At 70.0% G+C, this 19,690-nt stretch carries 18 protein-coding genes and 1 pseudogene; 10 read left to right on the plus strand and 9 right to left on the minus strand.

All coding sequences use genetic code 11. From position 1 onward, the window contains the following. Positions 1 to 81: 81 nt before the first annotated feature. Complete coding sequence (locus E3T37_RS11445) at positions 82 to 561, minus strand: PPOX class F420-dependent oxidoreductase (protein WP_134366909.1); 480 nt, start codon at positions 559 to 561, stop codon at positions 82 to 84. A 90-nt stretch (positions 562 to 651) separates the two neighbouring features. Here E3T37_RS11445 and E3T37_RS11450 point away from each other — a divergent pair, with 90 nt between their 5' ends. Then, positions 652 to 1,371, plus strand: a complete 720-nt coding sequence (locus E3T37_RS11450; protein ID WP_134366910.1) for a hypothetical protein — start codon at positions 652 to 654, stop codon at positions 1,369 to 1,371. Positions 1,372 to 1,403: 32 nt separating this feature from the next. Here the strand turns inward: E3T37_RS11450 and E3T37_RS11455 are convergent, their stop codons facing one another. After that, on the minus strand, positions 1,404 to 1,865 hold the full coding sequence (locus tag E3T37_RS11455) for a VOC family protein (protein WP_134366911.1): 462 nt from the start codon (positions 1,863 to 1,865) through the stop codon (positions 1,404 to 1,406). Positions 1,866 to 1,996: 131 nt separating this feature from the next. After that, a complete protein-coding gene (locus E3T37_RS11460) occupies positions 1,997 to 5,305 on the minus strand; it encodes an HAD-IA family hydrolase (RefSeq protein ID WP_241994563.1) in 3,309 nt (1,102 codons plus the stop codon). Positions 5,306 to 5,449: 144 nt separating this feature from the next. Between E3T37_RS11460 and E3T37_RS11465 the strand changes: the two genes are divergently transcribed. Then, complete coding sequence (locus E3T37_RS11465) at positions 5,450 to 6,736, plus strand: M18 family aminopeptidase (RefSeq protein WP_134366912.1); 1,287 nt, start codon at positions 5,450 to 5,452, stop codon at positions 6,734 to 6,736. Positions 6,737 to 6,939: 203 nt separating this feature from the next. Here E3T37_RS11465 and E3T37_RS11470 read toward each other — a convergent pair whose 3' ends face one another. After that, complete coding sequence (locus E3T37_RS11470) at positions 6,940 to 7,140, minus strand: hypothetical protein (RefSeq protein ID WP_134366913.1); 201 nt, start codon at positions 7,138 to 7,140, stop codon at positions 6,940 to 6,942. Between the two features lie 127 nt (positions 7,141 to 7,267). Then, positions 7,268 to 8,170 (minus strand): oxygenase MpaB family protein, encoded by a 903-nt coding sequence (locus E3T37_RS11475; RefSeq protein ID WP_134366914.1) that lies wholly within the window; start codon positions 8,168 to 8,170, stop codon positions 7,268 to 7,270. Positions 8,171 to 8,619: 449 nt separating this feature from the next. Here E3T37_RS11475 and E3T37_RS11480 point away from each other — a divergent pair, with 449 nt between their 5' ends. After that, on the plus strand, positions 8,620 to 10,080 hold the full coding sequence (locus E3T37_RS11480) for a cryptochrome/photolyase family protein (RefSeq protein ID WP_134366915.1): 1,461 nt from the start codon (positions 8,620 to 8,622) through the stop codon (positions 10,078 to 10,080). A 45-nt stretch (positions 10,081 to 10,125) separates the two neighbouring features. On the opposite strand, the gene E3T37_RS11485 is transcribed toward E3T37_RS11480, so the two are convergent. Then, entirely contained in the window at positions 10,126 to 11,730 is a 1,605-nt protein-coding gene (locus E3T37_RS11485; protein ID WP_241994564.1) for a CdaR family transcriptional regulator, read from the minus strand. A gap of 105 nt (positions 11,731 to 11,835) precedes the next feature. Here E3T37_RS11485 and E3T37_RS11490 point away from each other — a divergent pair, with 105 nt between their 5' ends. From E3T37_RS11490 to E3T37_RS11515, 6 genes are all read left to right on the plus strand, one after another. Continuing rightward, the gene (locus tag E3T37_RS11490) at positions 11,836 to 12,702 is read left to right on the plus strand and encodes a hypothetical protein (protein WP_134366917.1); all 867 of its coding nucleotides are present in this window, start codon (positions 11,836 to 11,838) and stop codon (positions 12,700 to 12,702) included. After that, positions 12,699 to 13,808 (plus strand): o-succinylbenzoate synthase, encoded by a 1,110-nt coding sequence (menC, locus tag E3T37_RS11495; protein WP_134366918.1) that lies wholly within the window; start codon positions 12,699 to 12,701, stop codon positions 13,806 to 13,808. The genes E3T37_RS11490 and menC overlap by 4 nt, the downstream gene beginning before the upstream one ends. 73 nt (positions 13,809 to 13,881) lie before the next feature. After that, positions 13,882 to 14,814 carry an ABC transporter substrate-binding protein gene (locus tag E3T37_RS11500; protein WP_134366919.1) on the plus strand — a complete coding sequence of 311 codons (933 nt, stop codon included), beginning with the start codon at positions 13,882 to 13,884 and terminating at the stop codon, positions 14,812 to 14,814. A 3-nt stretch (positions 14,815 to 14,817) separates the two neighbouring features. Next, positions 14,818 to 15,795, plus strand: a complete 978-nt coding sequence (locus E3T37_RS11505; protein ID WP_241975808.1) for an amino acid ABC transporter permease — start codon at positions 14,818 to 14,820, stop codon at positions 15,793 to 15,795. Beyond that, positions 15,792 to 16,583: an amino acid ABC transporter ATP-binding protein gene (locus E3T37_RS11510; RefSeq protein WP_134366921.1), complete on the plus strand. Its 792-nt coding sequence runs from the start codon at positions 15,792 to 15,794 to the stop codon at positions 16,581 to 16,583. Before E3T37_RS11505 ends, E3T37_RS11510 begins: the two co-directional genes overlap by 4 nt. A gap of 144 nt (positions 16,584 to 16,727) precedes the next feature. Continuing rightward, entirely contained in the window at positions 16,728 to 17,681 is a 954-nt protein-coding gene (locus E3T37_RS11515) for an AAA family ATPase (protein WP_134366922.1), read from the plus strand. On the opposite strand, the gene E3T37_RS11520 is transcribed toward E3T37_RS11515, so the two are convergent. Beyond that, the gene (locus E3T37_RS11520) at positions 17,575 to 18,087 is read right to left on the minus strand and encodes a hypothetical protein (RefSeq protein ID WP_174844098.1); all 513 of its coding nucleotides are present in this window, start codon (positions 18,085 to 18,087) and stop codon (positions 17,575 to 17,577) included. The two genes, E3T37_RS11515 and E3T37_RS11520, sit on opposite strands and share 107 nt — an antisense overlap. Before the next feature lie 96 nt (positions 18,088 to 18,183). Here E3T37_RS11520 and E3T37_RS11525 point away from each other — a divergent pair, with 96 nt between their 5' ends. Then, entirely contained in the window at positions 18,184 to 18,474 is a 291-nt protein-coding gene (locus E3T37_RS11525) for a hypothetical protein (RefSeq protein ID WP_134366924.1), read from the plus strand. Here the strand turns inward: E3T37_RS11525 and E3T37_RS11530 are convergent. After that, positions 18,446 to 19,336, minus strand: coding sequence for a DUF429 domain-containing protein (locus E3T37_RS11530; protein ID WP_134366926.1), 891 nt, complete (start codon positions 19,334 to 19,336; stop codon positions 18,446 to 18,448). The two genes, E3T37_RS11525 and E3T37_RS11530, sit on opposite strands and share 29 nt — an antisense overlap. 110 nt (positions 19,337 to 19,446) lie before the next feature. Then, positions 19,447 to 19,690 (minus strand): annotated as a pseudogene (locus E3T37_RS16885) (hypothetical protein); the annotation flags it as partial.

Genomic DNA, 19,690 nt, shown 5'->3' on the forward strand with positions numbered 1-19,690 from the left:
GGGCGCGGGCGCGGGCAGGGGCGGGAGGTCGGGCGCGGGCGAGTGTGGGCAGGCGCGGGCTGCGGGCGGGCCGGTGGGGGACTAGAGCGCGTCGAGCCGGGCGGCCACGTCGGCGGGGAAGCCGCCGGTGCCGATCGGGCTCCAGCGGGTAGGCACGATGCGGATCAGCGACTTGTCCTGCAGGGCCATGGCGGCCCGGTACTCGGCCCAGTCCGAGTGCTCGCCGGCGATGCAGCGGAAGTACTCGACGAGACCGTCGGCCGCCTCGGGCATGTGCAGCACCTCGGCGTCGCCGTCGACCTGGATCCAGCCGCCGTCCCAGTCGTCGGAGAGCACCAGCACGGAGGCGTGCACATTGCGCTCGGCGTTGCGGGTCTTGGCCCGGGACGGGTACGAGGAGATCACGATCCGGCCGTCGGGGTCCACCCCGCCGGCGACCGGCGAGATCTGTGGGCGGCCGTCGGCGCGGGTGGTGGCCAGCAGCATCCGGTGCCGCGGGCGAACGAAGTCGAGCATGCCGTCACGGTCGACGACGGTGGAAGTTGCGATGTCTCTGGCCATGCGTCCAAGGCTACGTCAGCGTCGGGCCGGACCGGACCGGTCTCGCCCGGGTGCGTCCGGCCCCCGATCGGGACTCGCTATGCTCGCAGCGTGAAGGTCATCCAGGAACTCGAAACCCGCATGCACCCCGACTCCATCGCGGGCTTCCGGCTGGTGGTGGCGGAGGCCCGGGTGACCGACACGATTCTGCTGCACGAGCGGGCGATGCGCCGGATGGTGGGGCATGTGCAGTGGATGCTGCGCCGCGTCGGCGCGGACGGCATCCGTTTGACCGCGGCCGGCTTCCTCCCTCCCGCGATCGTGGTCGAGGCCACCACCGAGCTGGACTGGGGCTGGCCGGTGGCCGTGAACCGGGAGGTGCACATCCTGCCGCTGCGGGAACTGCGCGAGCACCTGGTCAGGGTCGGCCTGCTGCGGGTGACCCGGGGCAGCCTGCTGCAGACCAGCCGGGGCCGGGCGCTCGCCGAGGCGCCGCGTGAGCTGTGGTGGCATCTCGCCCGCACCATCCACGTCAGCCGCTCCGCGGTGGAGACGGATGCGATCAACCTGCTGCTGCTGCTGATCGCCCGGCGGGGCTTCGACGAGAGCGAGCTGTTCAAGGAGATGCTGGCCCTCAGCCTCGAAACCGTCGGCTGGGTGCAACCGGACGGGGAGCCGCTCTCCGGCGCTGCCGCGTTCGCCCTCGTGCTGACGAAGTGGCGGCTGCTCCACCAGTTGGGCGTGATCGACCGCAGCGACGATTACCTGCGGTGGGCCATCACGCCCGGCGGGGCCGCGTTCGCGCGGGCGGCCCTGCAGACAGAGGTGTGAGGCAGACCGGCAGACCGGCAGACCAGACCGGGCTACCGCTGCACGTCGGAGACGCCGGCGGCCTGGTCTGCGGCCTGCTGCGTGGCGGAATTCTCCATTCCCGCCAGGTCCATCCAGAACGCCTCCCAGAGGTGCCCGTCCGGGTCCTGGAAGCTGCGACTGTACATGTAGCCCTGGTCGTCGGGGGGATTGGAGGCGCTGCCGCCGGAGGTGAGTGCCTTGTCGGCGAGGGCGTCGACCGCCTCCCGGCTGTCGGCGCTGAGGGCGAGGATGGCCTCGGTGCCCTCGCGTGCGTTCACGATCGACTTGCGGGTGAATCGCTTCATCATCTCCGTGGTGAGCAGCATCGCGTAGACGTGGTCCTGGTCGATGACCAGGCAGGCGGCGTTCTCATCCGTGAACCGGGGGTCGAAGGAATAGCCGAGTGCGCTGAAGAAGTCGGTGGACCGCTTCAGGTCGGCGACGGGCAGGTTGACGAAGATCATCGTGGACATGGTTTCCTCTCTTGGCGTCCATGGGTGGAGTCGGAACGTATGAAGGTGAAGTCCCCTCCAGTACACGCCGGGGTGCGGGTGCCTGCAAGGCCCGCGCAGCATCCGCCGCAGCCTCGGACCAGGGTCGGCCGCTAGGGTCCGAGCGGGAAGTCGCGGGTCTGTCCGGGGGAGAGGATCGCTTCGCGGCCCTCGACGCGCACCCGGATCGGGGTGGCGCCGCCGGCGTGCAGGTGCAGCCTCAGATTCGTGGGCGTCAGCTCCAGCCGGATCGGCTGCTCCCGGTAGTTGATGCCGAACGCCACCCAGGTCAGTTCAGCCGGGAGCACCGGGTGCAGCCAGAGCATGTTGTCCCGGATCTCCAGCCCGGTGTAGCAGCGCACCACCATGTCGACCGAGCCGGCCATCGCCCCGAGGTGGATGCCTTCGTGCGTGGTGCCACCCTGGATGTCCGCGAGGTCGCTGTCGAGCGCCTGGTTCAGGAACTGCCAGGACCGTTCGCGGTCGCGGCGGGCCTCCAGCCAGGAGTGCACGACATTGCTCAGGGTCGACCCGTGGGTGGAGCGGGCGGCGTAGAAGTCGACGGTGCGCACCACGGCCTCGGGCGGCAGGGAGTAGCCCATGCCGCCGAGCAGCTCGCGCAGTTCCTCGGCGGAGAACAGGTAGAGCAGCATCAGAACGTCGGCCTGCTTCGATGCCCGGTAGTTGTTGGTGCTGTCGCCTTCGGCATTGAGGATGAGGTCCAGGCGGCCGATCGAACCGTACCGGGCCCGGTAGCCGGCCCAATCGAGCTCGGGCAGGGCCTCGTAACCCTCGAACTGGCTGAGCACCCCGTCGGCCATGAACGGGACCCGCAACCGTGGGCTGATGTGCTCCCAGCGCCTGACCTCCTCCGGCCGCAGGCGCAGCCGGCTCCAGAGCGGGCGACAGTATCTTCGTTCGAGCAGGGAAACCGTTTCCGCCGCCCGGAGCAGCACCCACGCCGCCATGACATTGGTGTACGCGTTGTTCCGGAGGCCCTCCCCGGGGGCGTCCGGGTAGCCGTCATGGAATTCGTCCGGCCCCATCACGCCCACGATGTCGTAGCGGTCGTCGGCCTCGTCGTACCGGGCCAGGCTGGCGAAGAACCGCGCCACCTCGAGCAGAAGCTCGGCGCCCTGGTGGATCAGGAAGTCGGTGTCGCCGGTGGACTGGTAGTACTGCCAGACGCTGTACGCGACGGCGAGGCCCACATGCCGCTGCAGCCGGGTGTTGTCGGGCATCCACTCGTCGGTGCGCACGTTGAGGAATTCGGTGGGGGTCACCTCCCGCCCGTCGATCCCGCTCTGCCACGGGAACATCGCCCCCTCGAAACCGGCTTCGCGGGCCGCGGCCCGCGCCTCGTTCAGGCGGCGGTAGCGGTAGCCGAGCAGCACCCGGCTGAGGTCCGGCCGACGCAGGGTGAGGATCGGGTAGACGAACAGCTCGTCCCAGAAGATGTGTCCGCGGTACGCCTCGCCGTGCAGGCCGCGGGCCGGGATGCTGGCGTCCAGGTCGGCGTCGACGTCGGCCAGGGTCTGCAGCACGTGGAAGGTGTTCAGATTGAGCGCGAGCGACTGGCGCGTGCCCGTTTTCAGCTGCACGGCGAACTCGTCCCAGAGGATCTCCCACTCCCGTTCGTGCGCGGCGAGGAGCTCGGCCGGGTCGGTCAGCCGGCGAAGCCAGGTCGTCACCGACCGGGCCGGGGAGGCGATCGCCCGGTCCCGTGAGGTGCTGACGCACACGATCTTCTCCACCCTGACCGGCCGGCCCGGGCTCAGCTGCAGCTCGAATTCCTGCGCGACCCAGCCCGCGTCATCCGTCTGCACCCGGCGTTCCGGGGCCAGGATTTCGTCGCCCGCGAAGGCCCGGGTGCGCGCCGCCATGGCGATGTGGATGCCGGACTGGGTGGTTTCCATCTCCAGCAGCAGGGTGTCCGCGTCGATGGCCACGTTCGTGCGGGGGATGAGGTGGCGGCTCGCGAGGAGCCGGTCTGCGGCCACGTTGCGGTTCGCGATCCGGCCGTCCAGGGCGGACCTGACGGTGATCGGCCCGGACCAGTCCTCGGCCTCGAACGTCGTCTCCAGCACGGCGGCGTGCGGGGCGGCCTGGGAGACGAAACGGCGGGTGGTGACCCGGGTGGTGCGGCCGGCGTCGTCGCGGAACCGCACGACCCGGGTGAGCAGGCCGCGCCGCAGGTCCAGTTCCTGCCGGTAGGTCTGCACCTGGGGGCTGCTCGGCCGGAACCAGTCGTCGTCGGCCACCCGGAACCAGAGCGGCAGCCAATTGGGGGCGTTGACCACGCTCTCGTCCTCGACCCAGTGGGTGCCCAGATCGGTGCGCAGCCGGTTGTAGACGCCGGCAAGGTAGGTGCCGGGGTAGTGCACGTCATCCGCGTCGGTTTCGGGTGCCGCTCCCCGGGTGCCCCAGTAGCCGTTGCCGAGCGTGCAGAGCGCTTCGCGGAGCCCCTCGGTGGCGGGGTCGAAGCCGTCGTATCGGAGCAGCCAGGGGTCGCTCCCCGACTCGCCGCCGGCCCAGCCGCCGGTGGGATCGGTCGTGGGGTCGGGCGTGGGGTCGGCTGCCGGGTCGGCCCGGTCCGCCGGTTCATCCGGGTTGGCCGGCTGGCCTGGTGGCTCGGTGATCGTGCCGTTGAACTCGGCCAGGTCCAGCCCGGCCGGGTCGAGGTCGCCGAGCCCGGAGACCACGAGGTCGGCGCCTGCGTCCCGCAACCGGTCGCCCGTGTTCGTGCGGTCGAGGCCGATCACCAGTCCGAAGCCGCCGCGCGCCGCGGCCCGGACGCCCGCCTCGGCATCCTCGATCACGGCCAGCAGCGGCGGAGGCACGCCCAACCGGCGGGCGGCCTCCACGAAGAGGGCAGGATCGGGTTTTCCGGGCAGCCCCAGGCGGGCCGCGTCGGCGCCGTCGACTCGCACGTCGAACAGGTCTGAGATTCCCGCGGCGGCGAGCACGGCAGCGCCATTGCGGCTCGAGGACACCAGTGCGCGCGGAATCCCCTCCGCGCGAAGCCGACGGATCAGGGTGACCGCGTCGGGGAAGGCGAGCACCCCCGAGACCTCGAGGAGCTCGTGGAACAGCTCCTGCTTGCGCTCGGCCAGGGCGGCCACCGTCAGCCCGGCTTCGGCCCGGTCTGCGGGCCGTGCTGCGGCCGCCGGCCCGTCGGGCGCTGTCAGGCCGCGGGACGCCAGGAAGGAACGGATGCCGTCCTCCCGCAGGCGCCCGTCGATGAAGCCCCGGTAGTCGTCGGAGTCGAACGGGCGCTGGGGGGTGGCGGAGAGGCCGGGCAGCACCTCGTCGAAGAGGGCCTTCCAGGCCGCCGCGTGCACCGACGCCATGTCGGTGACCACCCCGTCGAGGTCGAAGATGACCCCGGCGCACGCCACCCGGGGCGGTGGGCTCTCAGTCACGGGTCTCCCAACGGTCGGGGTGCTTGCGGTGCTTCGGTGCTTCGGTGGAGAGAATCGCACCTTTCCGGACTTTCCGCACCTGACGGAGGGGATGCGGCGGGGACCGGGCGCCCGGCCCGCCCGCCCCAGTGGTTGGATGGATGCATGACCTTCCCGCCAACCAGCGTCGCCACCCACACCGACGATTTCGCCCGCTTCATCACCGCCTCCCCGTCGTCATACCACGCGGCCGCGGAGGTCGCCCGACGCCTGGACTCCGCCGGCTTCAGCCGTGTCGACGAAGCCGAGAAGTGGTCCGGTGAGGCCGGACGGCGCTACGTCGTTCGTGACGGCGCGGTCATCGCCTGGGTGCAACCGGCCGGCGCGGGCCCGACGACGCCGTTCCGCATCCTGGGCGCCCACACCGACTCGCCCGGGTTCAAGCTCAAGCCGAAGCCGACCATCGGGGCCCACGGATGGCTGCAGGCCGGCGTCGAGGTCTACGGCGGCCCACTGCTCAACTCCTGGCTCGACCGCGAGCTCGAGCTCGCCGGCCGGCTGACCACCATCGACGGCTCCGAGCACCTGGTGCGCACCGGACCGTTCTGCCGCATCCCACAGCTGGCCATCCACCTCGACCGTGATGCCAACACGGGCCTCACCCTCGACCGGCAGCGACACCTGACCCCGGTCTTCGGTGTGGGGGAGGCCGGCCAGGCCGACCTGGTCGGGCACCTTGCCGGACTCGCCGGGCTGCGGGGGGAAGAGGTCGCGGGGTACGACATCCTCACCGCCGACACGGCGGCCCCCGCCCGGTTCGGCCTGGACGACGCACTGTTCGCCGCCGGCCGGATGGACAACCTGTCCTCGGTGCATGCCGGCCTGGTGGCGCTGCTCGCCGCGCCGGAGCCCAGTGATCAGATCCTGGTGTTCGCGGCCTTCGACCACGAGGAACTCGGTTCCCAGACCCGCTCCGGCGCGAGCGCACCGCTGCTCGACGACATCCTGACCCGGATCGGGGCGGGGCTCGGGGCATCCGTCAGTGAGCGGTTGCGTGCTTACGCCGGTTCGTGGTGCCTATCGGCCGACGCCGGTCACTCCGTGCACCCCAACTACCCGGAGAAGCACGACCCGGCCAACCGGCCCGTGGCGGGCGGGGGGCCGTTGCTGAAGATCAACGCGACTCAGCGTTACGCGACGGATGCCGGCGGTGCGGCACTCTGGGCAGGTGTCTGTGCCCAGGCCGGCGTGGAATATCAGGAGTTCGTGTCGAACAACAACGTGCCGTGCGGCTCGACCATCGGTCCGCTGACGGCGACGAGGCTCGGCATCCGCACGGTCGACGTCGGAATCCCGCTCCTGTCGATGCACTCGGCCCGCGAACTCTGCCACGTGAACGACCCGTTCGCGCTGAGCGCGGCCATCGCGGCCTTCTTCGCGCCCGTCCGGTAGCCGTTACTCGGCTGCCGCTCGTCGCCCGTTGCCTCGTCGCCGGTTTCCTCGCCGCCCGTTTCATCGCCGCCCGTTTCATCGCCGAACCGTGAGTTGCGCCCCTGTTTCCGTTCCGGAAACAAGGTCTTCTCACGGTTCGGCGAGGGGTACCAGGGGTAAGAGGCGGTGTTCTGCGACGGGGTCAGTGCGCGAAGGCGCCGGGGTCAGCGTGCGAAAGCGGGCTGCCGGCCGTACACCGACTCGCCGTGCCTCGACTCCACAAGATCCTGCGCGTCGGCGAGTTCGCAGTTGGACTCGTGCACGATGAGCGGCCAGACAATGCGGCGGTCGTTCCCGACGTGGGCTGTACCACCGATTCCGCACTCCCGGCAGTGGACGTTCAGGACCCAGTCGTTTTCTCTCATTCTCAGAGATTTCCTCAAATACGTCCGTGCGGCAAGGGGGTGTACCTCCGCGCCGCAGTGTGCGAGGCCCGGCGGTGTGCACGGCCCGGCATCCCGGCATCCCGGCATCCGGACGTCCGGTCCGAGGCTAGGCGGGGTTCGCGGCGGCGAGACGTTTGATCCGGGCCCGGGCCGCGTCCTCCGAGGACGACGAGCGGCCGAGCAGGAACCGCACCGCGCCGAGCACCGCGCCCGTGGCCCAGACCGCGGGCAGCATCGACCGCCGGAGGCCGAGCAGGTCACGGTATTCGCGGGGGATCGACGCGACCGCGCCGGCGAACATGACCCGGTAGAACGGCATCATCGCGGGCCGGAGCGGGGGGTTGCGGATGAAACGCACCGCCTCGGCGACGCGCTCGTCGCTCTTGAGCACGCCGGCATCCTTGAACGCGTCGAGTTGTTGCTTCAGTTCGGCGGCCGACAGCGGCGGGTTTCGCACGCCGACCAGTTCTCCCGCCTTCGCCCATTCGCGCACGTAGCCGTCGGCGCCGCCCGGAATGGCGTCACCCCAGATCGTGTGGGACTGCAGGAAGGCGTCGGTGAAGACGATGTGCACCCAGGCCAGCAGCTCGGGGTCGCCGGCCGCATAGGGGCGTTCGATGCCCTGGGCGTCGCGGTAGGTGCCCGTCACCCGGTCATGGAAGCGCCCCACCCGGGACGATTCGAGCTCGGCCAGCTTGGTGTCGGCGAAGGTCACCGTGACCAGCCACTGGATCGTGCCGGCGAGACGCCCGAGGGGGTCCTCCTGATAGCGCGACCAGTCGTGCACGCCGGCCATGGCGCCCGGGTGCAGGGTCTGCATCAGCAGTGCACGGATGCCGGCGACCATCGTGGCCATCCCGCCGTGAACGGCCCACGAGGCCGAGCCCGGGCCGAAGAACCCCGCGTCGTCGCCGAGCTCGATCTTGTCGACCCAGTTCGGCCGGCCCTCGCTGTTCCCGGAAAATGTCACCAGGAGATGTGACCGCCAGCTGTCTACGAACCTGCCCATGGAGAGAGGCTAACCCGTGGTTGCTGGGCATCGGCTTCGAAGCTCGGCGCTGCTCCTCGAGGGTCGGGCGCGGCGTCCGGCGCCGAACCAATTCGACGGAGATTCTGATCCAAAAACAGGGTTTCAGGCGGTTTGGGCTCCATTCGGGCAAAATCTCCGTCGAATTCGTTGGGGCACTGAGGTGAGCGCCGGCCGCCGGGCAAGGGCGCGTGCAGCGAGGGTGGAGTGGATGCCCGGCGAACCAATTCGACGGAGAAACGGCTCTAAAAAGTGCGATTGCGGGTGTTTGATCCCGATTCGGGCAAAATCTCCGTCGAATTCGTTGGGGCACGGGCACGGGCACCGGCACCGGCACCGGGACCGGCACCGGGACCGGGGGCCGGTGGAACACGGGGCGGGCTCGGCGACCATGGCAGGGCGGGACCGGGTGATCTAGGCTCGGAAGCACCATGCCGCCACGCTTCCTGTTTGCCGATCAGCTCGGTCCCCACTTCGATGACGGCGGACCGCTGGTGATGGTGGAGGCCGTGGGGGTGCTCGGGCGCCGCCCGTACCACCGGGCCAAGGCGCACCTGATCCTCAGCGCCCTGCGCCACCGGGCCAGGGAGCTGGGCGACCGGGTGGAATACCTCCGCGCCGATCACTACCGGGACGTTCTCACCGGTCGTGAGCTCGAGGTGATCAATCCCACCTCCTGGGGTTCCCGCGCCCTCGTGCAGGAACTCGGCGCGCACGTGTTGCCCAGCCGCGGCTTCGTCACCAGCGAAGCGGACTTCTCCGCCTGGGCGGCGGGGCGGCCGCCGTCGCGGCTGATCATGGACCAGTTCTACCGCCAGGTGCGCACCGACACGGGACTGCTGATGCGCGGCCCCGACCCGGAGGGCGGCCGGTTCAACTTTGACCACGACAACCGTCAGCCGCCGCCGAAGGGCGCGGTGAGCCTGGGCCTGCCCGACCCGTATCGCCCGGTCGAGGACGACATCGACGAACAGGTGCGCGCCGACCTGGACCGGTGGCAGGCGGAAGGGCGCATCCGTCTGATCGGGGACGACGGCCCACGCCGGTTCGCGGCGACCCGCACGGAGGCGCTGGCGGCGCTCGCCGACTTCGTCGAGACGCGGCTGGGCGACTTCGGACCGTTCGAGGACGCCTCCCTGCTCGGCGACGACGCCATGGCCCACTCGCGGTTGAGCGTTCCCCTGAATCTGGGGCTGCTGCATCCGCGCGAGGTGATCGACGCCGTTGTCCTGGCCTACGAGACCGGGGGAGCGCCGCTGCAGAGCGTGGAGGCAGTCGTGCGGCAGATCATGGGCTGGCGGGACTGGGTCTGGCACCTCTACTGGCACCTCGGCGAGGATTACGTGCGGCGCAGTAATTTCCTGGATGCGCAGGTGCCGGTGCCGCGGGAGTTCCTCGAACTCGACGGACAGGGCGTGCGGGCGAAGTGCGTGAGCCACGTGCTCGACCAGGTGCGCCGCACGGGACATGCCCACCACATTCAGCGCCTGATGGTGCTCGGCAACTGGGCGCTGCAACGCGGGTACCGGCCGGCGGAACTCACCGACTGGTTCACGAACGCCTTCGTCGACGGCACGCCGTGGGTGATGCCCGCGAACGTCGTCGGGATGTCCCAGCACGCCGACGGCGGAATCGTCGCCACCAAGCCCTATGCCTCCGGTGGCGCGTACATTTCGAAGATGAGCGACTATTGCGGCTCGTGCACGTTCAACCCGAAGAAGCGACTGGGCGAGGACGCGTGCCCGTTCACCGCCGGGTACTGGGCCTTCCTCGACCGGGTGGAGCCGCGCATCCGCGGAAATCACCGGATGGCGCAGCCGCTCGCCGGTCTGCGCCGCCTCGTCGACCGGGACGAGGTCGTCGCCCAGGAGCGCGAACGCACCGACTGGTGAGGCTAAGACTGGTGAGGCTCAGAGTGGTGAGGCTCGGGCAAACGGTCAGTCGAATTCGGCCACCCGCAGGCTGAGCCACAGGGTCAGGGTGTCGTCCGCGTCATCGAGGTCGATCCCGAACAGCTCCTGAGCCCGGCGTAGGCGGTACCGGAGGGTGTTCTGATGCACCGACAGCCGGCCGGCCGTGACGGCCGAATCGCGCGAACAGTCCAGATAGGTACGCAGGGTCTTGGCGTAGTCGGTGCCCGTGCGGGCATCCGTCTCGAGCACCCGATTCGCCTGCTCGGAAACGAGCCGCGGGGTGCGGCGGAAGATCTCCGCGAGTTCGAGGAGCGTCAGCCGGCTGCGCTCGTCCCTGGCGCTCGCCACGGAGCCGGCTCCCGGGAGAGTCCCGACGAGCAGCAGCACCAGGTCGGCGTCGTGCCGCGACCGGGCGATGCCGGCCAGGGCCGAGACCACCGACCCCACGGATGCGCGCACGGTGATGCCGAATGCCGTGGCCGAGCGGTCCGCGACCCGGGCCGCCAGGGCCTCGACGCCCGTCGGGTCTGACCCGGCCGCGCCGCTGAACAGCGCGTAGACCTCGCCGCCGATCACGACGCATTCGGCGTTGTGCTGGTGGGCCTCGCACTGGATCGCGATCAGGTCGATCAGTCTCAACAGCCGCAGCTCGTCGCCGGTTGCCGCCAGATCCGGCTGGAACGCCAGCACCACGAACGGTCCGGCGGCGTCCAGCCCCAGCTGGGTGGCGAGGAGCCTGGAATCGTCTCCGCCCTCGAGCAGCCGGCGCAGCAGTTCGGCGCGCTGCTGGCGGGCCAGGTCCGCGGTGCTCCGGGCGCGCAGCAGGTGCAGCGCGGCGATGTCGGCGGCCCGTTCGAGCGCACGCAGGGCATCGCTGTCGAGGTCTGCGGCTGCGTCGACGACCCAGATCGAGCCGAGCGGCTGAACGCCGGCCCGGACGGCCACGGCCAGCCGGTCCAGGCCCGGAGGCAGGCCGGGCACCCGCACCGCACCCGGAGCCCGGAACACCGACGCATACTGCTCGGCGTTCTCCGGCAGGTCCGGCACCTGCCGGCCGAGGATGCCCTCCCGTCGATCGTCGTCGATCACCTGTCCCGGCACGGTCGAATAGGCGAGGATGTGCGTCTGGAGGTCCTCGATCGCGGTCGCACCGCCGATCAGGGCGGCGATCGCGTTGGCCAGCGCGAACAGGTCGCCGACCGGGGTGGCCGAGAGGGAGCTGTCGGCCTCACTCGCCGTGGTCAAGGCGGAATTCATGAGCGAGTCCACCTGGCGCCACTCGAGCTCGTCGTCCACGACCAGCAGGGCGATTCCCTCGGCGTCGGCGACGGCCGCGAGGGTCTCCACGCTCAACCCGAGCGACTTCACGACGACCGCGCCGAATCCCCGCCGGGCCGCGTTCCGCACGGCCTCCGCGGATTGCGGCGCGGCCGGGTGCAGACCGATGCCCAGGAGGATGCCGCTGCGCCGGCCGGTCTCGGTGCCGAGCGGGTCGTGCAGCGTCGGACTGGTCAGGGGCAGGCGGATCCGGGTCAGGTGCGAGGCGAGGCGCAGGCCGGAGCCGTCGAGAATCTGCAGCAGTTCGGCGACGCCAATGCCAATGCCCGGTCCAGGCGGATTCGATTGCATCACCCGGCAACCGTAGCGGCTTATTGTGCTGCACGACAATGAATTCACTTAAGCTTCGTGCTGGTCGACGAGGATCGAGCGCCGGGTTCTGACCACACTTGGACCATGTCCCTCAGCCTCGAAGTCAGTCCGCTCGTCCGCCAGGCGCGAGACGCGTCGGCCCGGGCGGCAGCAGCGGCCCGGATCCGCGTCGTCGACGAGTCTGACCTGGATCGGCTCCGAGACGTGGAAGCCCTGCTGATCACCGTGTGGGGAACGTCGCCGCACGGAGCGCCGATCCCGACGGATCTGCTGCGCAGCATCAGCCACGCCGGCTGCAACGTCACGGCCGCGTACTCCGAGAACGGGACGCTCTGCGGGGCGGCCGCGGCGATCGTGTCGCCGGGGAACGCGTCCATGTACTCCCTGATCGCGGGCGTGCTGCCGGGCCTCGCCGACAACGGTGTCGGATTCGCCCTCAAGCAGCACCAGCGGGCCTGGGCCCTGATCCGGGGGATCGAGACCATGACCTGGACCTTCGACCCCCTGGTCAGCCGTAATGCCCGGTTCAACCTCACGAAGCTGGGGGCGCACGCCGACGAGTACCTCGAGAACTTCTACGGCCTGATGGAGGACGACATCAACGCCGGCGACCAGAGCGACCGGCTGGTCGCCGTCTGGCCTTTGACGAGCCGCGAATCCGTCGCCTGCAGCGAGGGCGTTCCCCTGGCCACCGTCCTGCCCGGCTTCGGCCCCGCCGACGTGCGCGGCATCGGGCCCGACGGCCGGCCGAGCGTCGCCGAGAGCGCCGGCTCACTGTGGTGCCGCGTGCCCACCGACATCGTCGCCCTCCGCGGCCGCGATCCGGAGCAGGCAGCGGCCTGGCGGGCGAGCGTGCGGGACATCTTCAGCACCGAATTCGGCCGGGGCCGTTCGGCCGTCGGAGTCACCCGAGGCGGCTGGTACCGGCTCGAAACAGGAGGACAGCAATGAGAATCGAGAACATCGAACTGCGCAGGGTCACCCTGCCCCTGGTGAGCCCGTTCCGGACATCGTTCGGAACGGCCACCGAACGGGAGACGACGCTGGTGCGGGTGAGCACCGCCGACGCCGAGGGGTGGGCCGAGTGCGCCGCCGAACCCGACCCGCTGTACAGCTCCGAGTTCCTCGACGGCTGCGACCTCGTCCTGCGTGACCACCTGATCCCGAGGCTCCAGGCGCTCGGCGACCGTTTGACGGCCGAGCACGTCGCCACGGCCCTGGCGCCGGTGAAGGGGCATCCGATGTCCAAGGCCGTGCTCGAAACGGCCATTCTCGACGCCCAACTCAAGGAAACCGGGGTGTCCTTCGGCGGTTACCTGGGTGCGGTGCACGAGACCGTGCCCGCCGGCGTCTCCGTGGGAATCATGGACTCGATCGAGGAACTCCTCGAAGCCGTGGGCGGCTACCTCGACGAGGGCTACCTGCGGATCAAGCTGAAGATCGAACCCGGCTGGGACCTCGTCCCGGTCCGCGCCGTGCGGGAACGCTTCGGCAACGACATCCTGCTGCAGGTGGACGCCAACACCGCGTACACGCTCGCGGATGCCCGTCACCTCGCCCGACTCGATCCCTTCGACCTGCTCCTGATGGAGCAGCCCATGGCCGAAGACGACATCCTGGGGCACGCGGCCCTGGCGAAACTGATCAAGACCCCGATCTGCCTCGACGAGTCCATCGAGTCCGCCCGAGACGCCGCCGCGGCGATCACTCTCGGCGCCTGCAGCATCATCAACGTCAAGCCCGCGCGGGTCGGCGGCTACCTCGAGGCCCGCCGCATCCACGATGTCGCCGCGGCGCACGGGGTTCCGGTCTGGTGCGGGGGGATGCTGGAGACCGGCATCGGCCGGGCCGCGAACGTCGCGCTCGCCGGACTGCCGAACTTCGTGCTGCCGGGGGACACCTCCGCATCGAATCGTTACTATGCGCAGGACCTCACCGCCCCCTTCGTGCTGGAGGATGGTCACTTGCGCGTGCCCACGGGTCCCGGCATCGGCGTCGAGGTGCTGCCCGATGTGCTGGCCGACCTCACCACCTCCACGGTGGACATCGCCTTCTAACCCCCCCCCCCGAACATCCTGGACGCACCCGGTCCCGGCCAGCCCGAGCAACACCCCAGTCTGGAGAGCACGAATGAACACTGAAAAACGCACCGGTCCGTCGTGGCTGATGGTGGCATCGATCGGGATCGCGGCGACGCTGGCGCTCTCCGCCTGCGCCACCGCCGACGCGGCGCCGTCCACCGAGAAGGCGCCGTCGACCGCCGACGTGGATGCGACGGCCGCCGCAGCCCTGCCCGCGAAGTACAAGGACGCCGGCATCATCAAGGTCGCCTCCGACATCCCGTTCCCGCCGATGGAGATGTTCGACGAGAACCAGAAACTGACCGGTTTCGACTACGACCTGGCACAGGCCATCGGCGCGAAACTCGGCGTCACGATGGAACTGCAGACTCAGGCCTTCGACAGCATCATTCCGTCCCTGCAGTCCGGCAAGCACGACGTGATCATGTCGGGGATGAACGACACCCCCGAGCGCCAGGTGACCGTCGACTTTGTCGACTACCTCCACGCCGGCTTCTCCATCCTCGTTCCGGCCGGCAACCCCAACAAGATCGCGACCGTTCTGGACCTGTGCGGCCAGGAAGTCGCGGTGCAGAAAGCCACCGTGCAGGCCGAGATCCTCCGCGGCTACGACAAGCAGTGCACGGATGCCGGCCCCGGCCCGATGAAACTCTCCGAACTGCCGCTCGAGACCGACGTGCAGACCGCCGTGCGGGCGGGCAAGGCCGTCGCGGACGTGGTGGACTCCGCCGTGGCCTCCTACGCCGCGCAGACCGCGGGCGACGGGAAGTTCTTCGAGGTCGTGCGCGACCCGGCCAACCCGGCCGGCTACGACCCGGTGTACACCGGCATCGGCGTGCTGAAGAAGGATGCCGCGCTGAGCAAGGCGCTCATGCTCGCGCTGGATTCGGTGATCGCGGACGGGTCGTACGCCAAGATTTTGGGCAAGTACGACATGAGCGACTTTGCCGTTGACGCGGCCGGAATCAACCTCGGGTCCTGAGCGTTGGCGCACGCGACACTGGCGACCCCGGTCGGGGCCGGGCCGGCCACCCAGATCGATCCTGACGACATCGTCGCGGTTCCGCTGCGGCATCCGTGGCGCTGGTTCCTCGCCGTCTTCCTGCTGATCGGCTTCGTCAGCCTCGGGATCTCCCTCTGGCAGAACGAGAACATCAACCACCCCACCATCACCGAGTTCATCTTCAACCCGCGGATCCTAAGCGGCGTCGTGCTGACCGTGGTCCTCACGGTCGTCGCGATGCTGGTGTCCACGGTTCTAGGGGTGCTCCTGGCCGTGATGCGGCTCTCGAACAATCCGGTGATGAACACGCTGGCCTGGCTGTACGTCTGGGCGTTCCGCGGCACCCCGCTGCTGATCCAGATCGTCTTCTGGGGCTACCTCGGCCTGCTCTACGCGCAGATCTCGGTGGGCATCCCGTTCACGGACTTCACGATCTTCTCCATGGAGACCAACACCCTGATTCCGGCGCTAACGGCGGGGCTGCTCGCCCTGACCCTGAACCAGGCGGCCTACTCGGCGGAGATCGTGCGCTCGGGCATGCTCTCGGTCGACGAAGGCCAGTACGAGGCGGCGTACTCGGTGGGAATGAGCCCGGTGTTCACCCTGTTCAAGGTGGTGCTGCCCCAGGCCATGCGGGTGATCATCCCGCCGATGGGCAACGAGACGATCTCGATGCTGAAGAACACCTCGCTGTTGTCGGTGATCGCGGTGCTGGAGCTGTACACGGTCGCCACCCAGATCTCGTCGCAGAACCTTCGCCAGGTCGAGCTCCTGCTCGTGGTCAGCTGCTGGTACCTCTTCCTCACCTCGGTGCTGTCGATCCCGCAGTACTACCTGGAGCGGTATTACGGGCGCGGCAAGGCCCGCACCCTGCCGCCCACGCCCTTCCAGCGGGTGCGCGCCCTGCTCGGACGCCGCCCGATCACCGTTCGCCGGACCGAAAGCCAGGACGCCTCATGACCATCGAAGCTCCCGCCTCAGCGCCCGTCGAACCGTTGCTGAGCGCGCTCAAGGTGCGCAAGAGCTACGGCGGCGTCGAGGTGCTCAAGGGCATCTCCCTCGCCGTTAACCCCGGCCAGGTGATGTGCTTGCTCGGGCCGTCCGGGTCCGGCAAGTCGACCTTCCTTCGCTGTATCAACCACCTGGAGCGCATCGACGGCGGCCGGATCTCGGTCAACGGTGAGCTCGTCGGCTATGCCCAGCGCCGGGACCGGATCTTCGAGATGAACCCGCGGGAGGTCGCCCGTCAGCGCCGTGGGATCGGGATGGTCTTCCAGCGCTTCAACCTGTTCCCCCACATGACCGCCCTGGAGAACATCACGGCCGCTCCGATCGGGGTGCGCCGCATCAACAAGCAGAAGGCCAGGGACCGCGGGCTGGAACTCCTCGACCGGGTCGGCCTCGCCAATCTGGCCCAGTCCTATCCCGCCCAGTTGTCCGGCGGCCAGCAGCAACGCGTCGCGATTGCGCGCGCGCTGGCGATGGACCCCAAGCTGCTCCTGTTCGACGAGCCGACGAGCGCCCTCGACCCCGAGCTGGTCGGCGATGTTCTCGACGTGATGCGCACCCTGGCGTCCGACGGGATGACGATGGTCGTCGTGACGCACGAGATCGGGTTCGCCCGGGGCGCCGCCGACGTCGTCGTCTTCATGGACGGCGGTGTCGTGGTGGAATCCGGACCGCCAGAAGTGGTGCTGGACAACCCGCAGAGCGCGCGCACCAAGGCGTTCCTCGACAGCGTTATGTAGGCGACTGCGACGGCGACGGCGCGGCGACCGGCCCATCGGGGCGCGGCGCGGCCCGGCCTGGCCGCGGCGACACCTCGACCTGCGCGGCGACCCGGGGTACCGTGACAGTGGCTGCGGCCCCCGCGGCCGGAAGCCGGAGCCACTATGTCCTCCCTCACCAACTACGGCCAGGCCATCGCCTCGACGACGGTCGCGCTCCTGCAGATGCTCTCCTCGCCGCCGATCGGGCTGGAGGTCACCGCGTACCCGCTCAACGCACCGCGCACGGGCGTGTCCGGCCCGTCCGTCAACCTGTTCCTCTACTACGACAGCCTGATCACCTATCGAGAGGAAACCCAGCGGGGTCCCAGCCGCGTGATCGCGGAGCTGCACTACCTGGTCAGCGCCTACCCCGGCGACGACGGCGACACGGATGCCGGCAGCCACCGGGCATTCGGCACGGCGCGGGCGGCCATCGAGCGCCACCCCGTGCTGAGCGTGCCGCTGGGGTCGGCCGACGTCCTGCAGGTCTGGCTGTCGCCCTCGCCGCTGACCACGGAGGTTCTCACCGCACTCTGGGCGGCCGCTGCCGAGCCACTCCGGCTCTCCTTCGCCGTGATGGCCTCCTTCACCCTGGACGCGTCCGAACGGGTCGCGGTCGTCGGAACCGTGCGCGACGTGGTGAAGCTGGCCGGCGCGGGAGCCATCGCGGTGCTCACGGGAGCGGACGCCGCGGGGAAGGCCGAGGCCGCCGCATCCGTCGCCCGGGAACTGGGCAAGCCGCTGGTGACCGTTCCCGTCACGGACATCGTCGGGGCCACCCTGGCCGAGACCGAGGAGAAGCTGACCCGGCTGTTCGAACAGGCGGAGCACCGCGGGGCCGTCCTGCTGATCGAGGAAGCCGACGCGGTGTTCGGGGTGCGTCCCGAGGTGCTCGATGTCGACGACCCGTACGCCGGGCTGGACATCGGGTCGGTCCTGGACCAGCTCGGGCATGCGCCCAGCGTCGTGATCATCGGGTTAGGTCATCTGTCCAGCGACGAGCTGGCGGACCGGGCGAAGGTCGAGGTGCGGTTCCCGGCCGAGGAAGGGTCGGCTGCTGCTCGGACCTCGGGTTGAGCGCATCCGGCGCGTTGACCACGTCGAGCGAGAGCAGCACCAGCACCAGTTCGAGCAGGCCGAAGCCGAAATAGACGGCCTGCAGGACACTGAACGGGATGATCACCATCTGCACGAACACCCAGATCAGCAGGCCGAACCCGGCCGCCGCGGCCGCTGCCGCCGCCGCCCGGCCGTTGCGGCGCCACAACAGCAGGAACGCGGCGAGGTGGGTGCCGCCGACCACCAGGAACAGGATCAGGCCGGGCACCAGATATGAGTCGAAGGGGGTGCCGGCCAGGTACTCCGGCGGGGGCGTGATGCCGAGCCCGCCGATGGCCGGCCCCAGGATCAGGGCCAGTCCGCCCGCGAACGAGGTGACGGCCAGGAAGGCCTGGAGCACCAGGAGTGATCGGCGCCAGATCATGATGTGCCTCGATTCTTCATGATAAATCCAGTGAACAGTGAACCCCTCTTCGCGCCCGGTGGCCACCCGGGGGAGCGGGCACCCTACGCTGGCAGGATGCCTTCGTTCCGCATCACCCTGATCATCGGGGCGCTCCGCCCGGGCGTCACCCCGGACTCCGTTCTGCCCGGCATGGCGGCCGCGGCCGCCGAGTTGACGACCGTGGAGGCCTCCGACCTGGCCGTGGTCGCCGGATCGGCGCGGGCGACGGTCAGGTTCACGGCGAATGATACGGGCATGGCTCTGCGGGTCGGCCGCCAGGTCGTCGCGGCGACCCAGGCCAGAGCCGAGCCGTTGTCGTGGCAGGTGACCGAGCGGGTCAAGGCCCGCTGGTACCCGGTGCGCTAGAGCCGCACGGCGTCGACTGTGACGGCGCCGCCGACAGGACGACGGCTTCGCGGCGCTGTTCCGGGCGGGCCGGCGCGATGATGGTGGGCCGGTGCCCGTCGTCCGAGACGGCGTCCCGGGCACCCAGAACCTGGCAGCGCCGGGTGCCCTCCCGCCACCAGAGTGACGCCGTCCAGGCGCAGAGCAGGGCGTCGATCAGGTCTTCGCGGTGCTTGTAGGCCGTGTCGAGCAGGGGCGAGGCCGTCGTGATCAGGGCGTCGGAGACGGGATGCGAGCCCAGATCGAGCGGCGGGGTGGCGCCGGTGAGCCCCCACATCCGCTGGATCAGGTCATCGCAGACGATCGCCCGCTCGGTGCGGCGTTCCCCGAGCGGAAACGAGGTGCCCATGCGTTTGTACCGGGGACGCCTGTCGGAGTAGCCCAGCTCCTCCGCGCCGACCAGGGTCGTGTACGGGTAGCACTCGAAGAAGCTCGCGGCGGCCGGCGGCACCGCGGAGAGGCCGTCAGTGTAGGTCCAGCCCGCGGCCTCGAGCCGGCGCCGCACCGCGACCCCGGCGAGCCAGGGGAGACCCAGGTTGGAGGCGTTCGCGGCGACGTGCCAGCGACCGTAGCGGCTGCCGGTCTCCCGCTCGCAGAGTCGCATGCCGGAGGGGTTGTCGACCACGAGGGGCGCGTCGATGGCGAGGACGGCCCCCGGTTCCCACATCCGTTCGATCCACCGCACCACGGCATCCGTGCCGCGGGCCCAGCCGGCGTCGAGCACGCGCCCGTTCTCGTCGACGCAGGCGAGGCCGGATTCGTTGGCCTGTTTCGTGGCGCTGCCCTCACCCCAGGCCAGATCCACTCCGAGGAAACGTGTCATGGGTCATGACTAGCACACGGTCATGACCAGCACAGGGCCGTGACCAGCACAGGGCCGTGACCAGCACAGGGCCGTGAACGGCGCTGCGGGCGCGGTGGCCGATTCATCGGTCAGATCAGACCGCGCAGCAGCTCCTCGACGCTGACGCCGAGCGTGGCTGCGCGCCGGGTCAGGCGGGCGTGCGCCTCCGGAGAGAGCTCCAGCGACACTGTGTGCGAGCCGGCCGGCTCGTCGTCGAACGCGAAGAGCTCCGGATGCGCCGGCCCGGCCGGCGGCTTCCGCGCGGCCGGCAGAGCGGTCACGGCAGCCGGCTTCGTGGCCGGTGCGGTCAGGGCCGGCCGTCGCGGCGGCGGG

It is taken from the genome of Cryobacterium sp. TMT2-10 (assembly GCF_004403075.1).
Lineage (GTDB): Bacteria > Actinomycetota > Actinomycetes > Actinomycetales > Microbacteriaceae > Cryobacterium > Cryobacterium shii.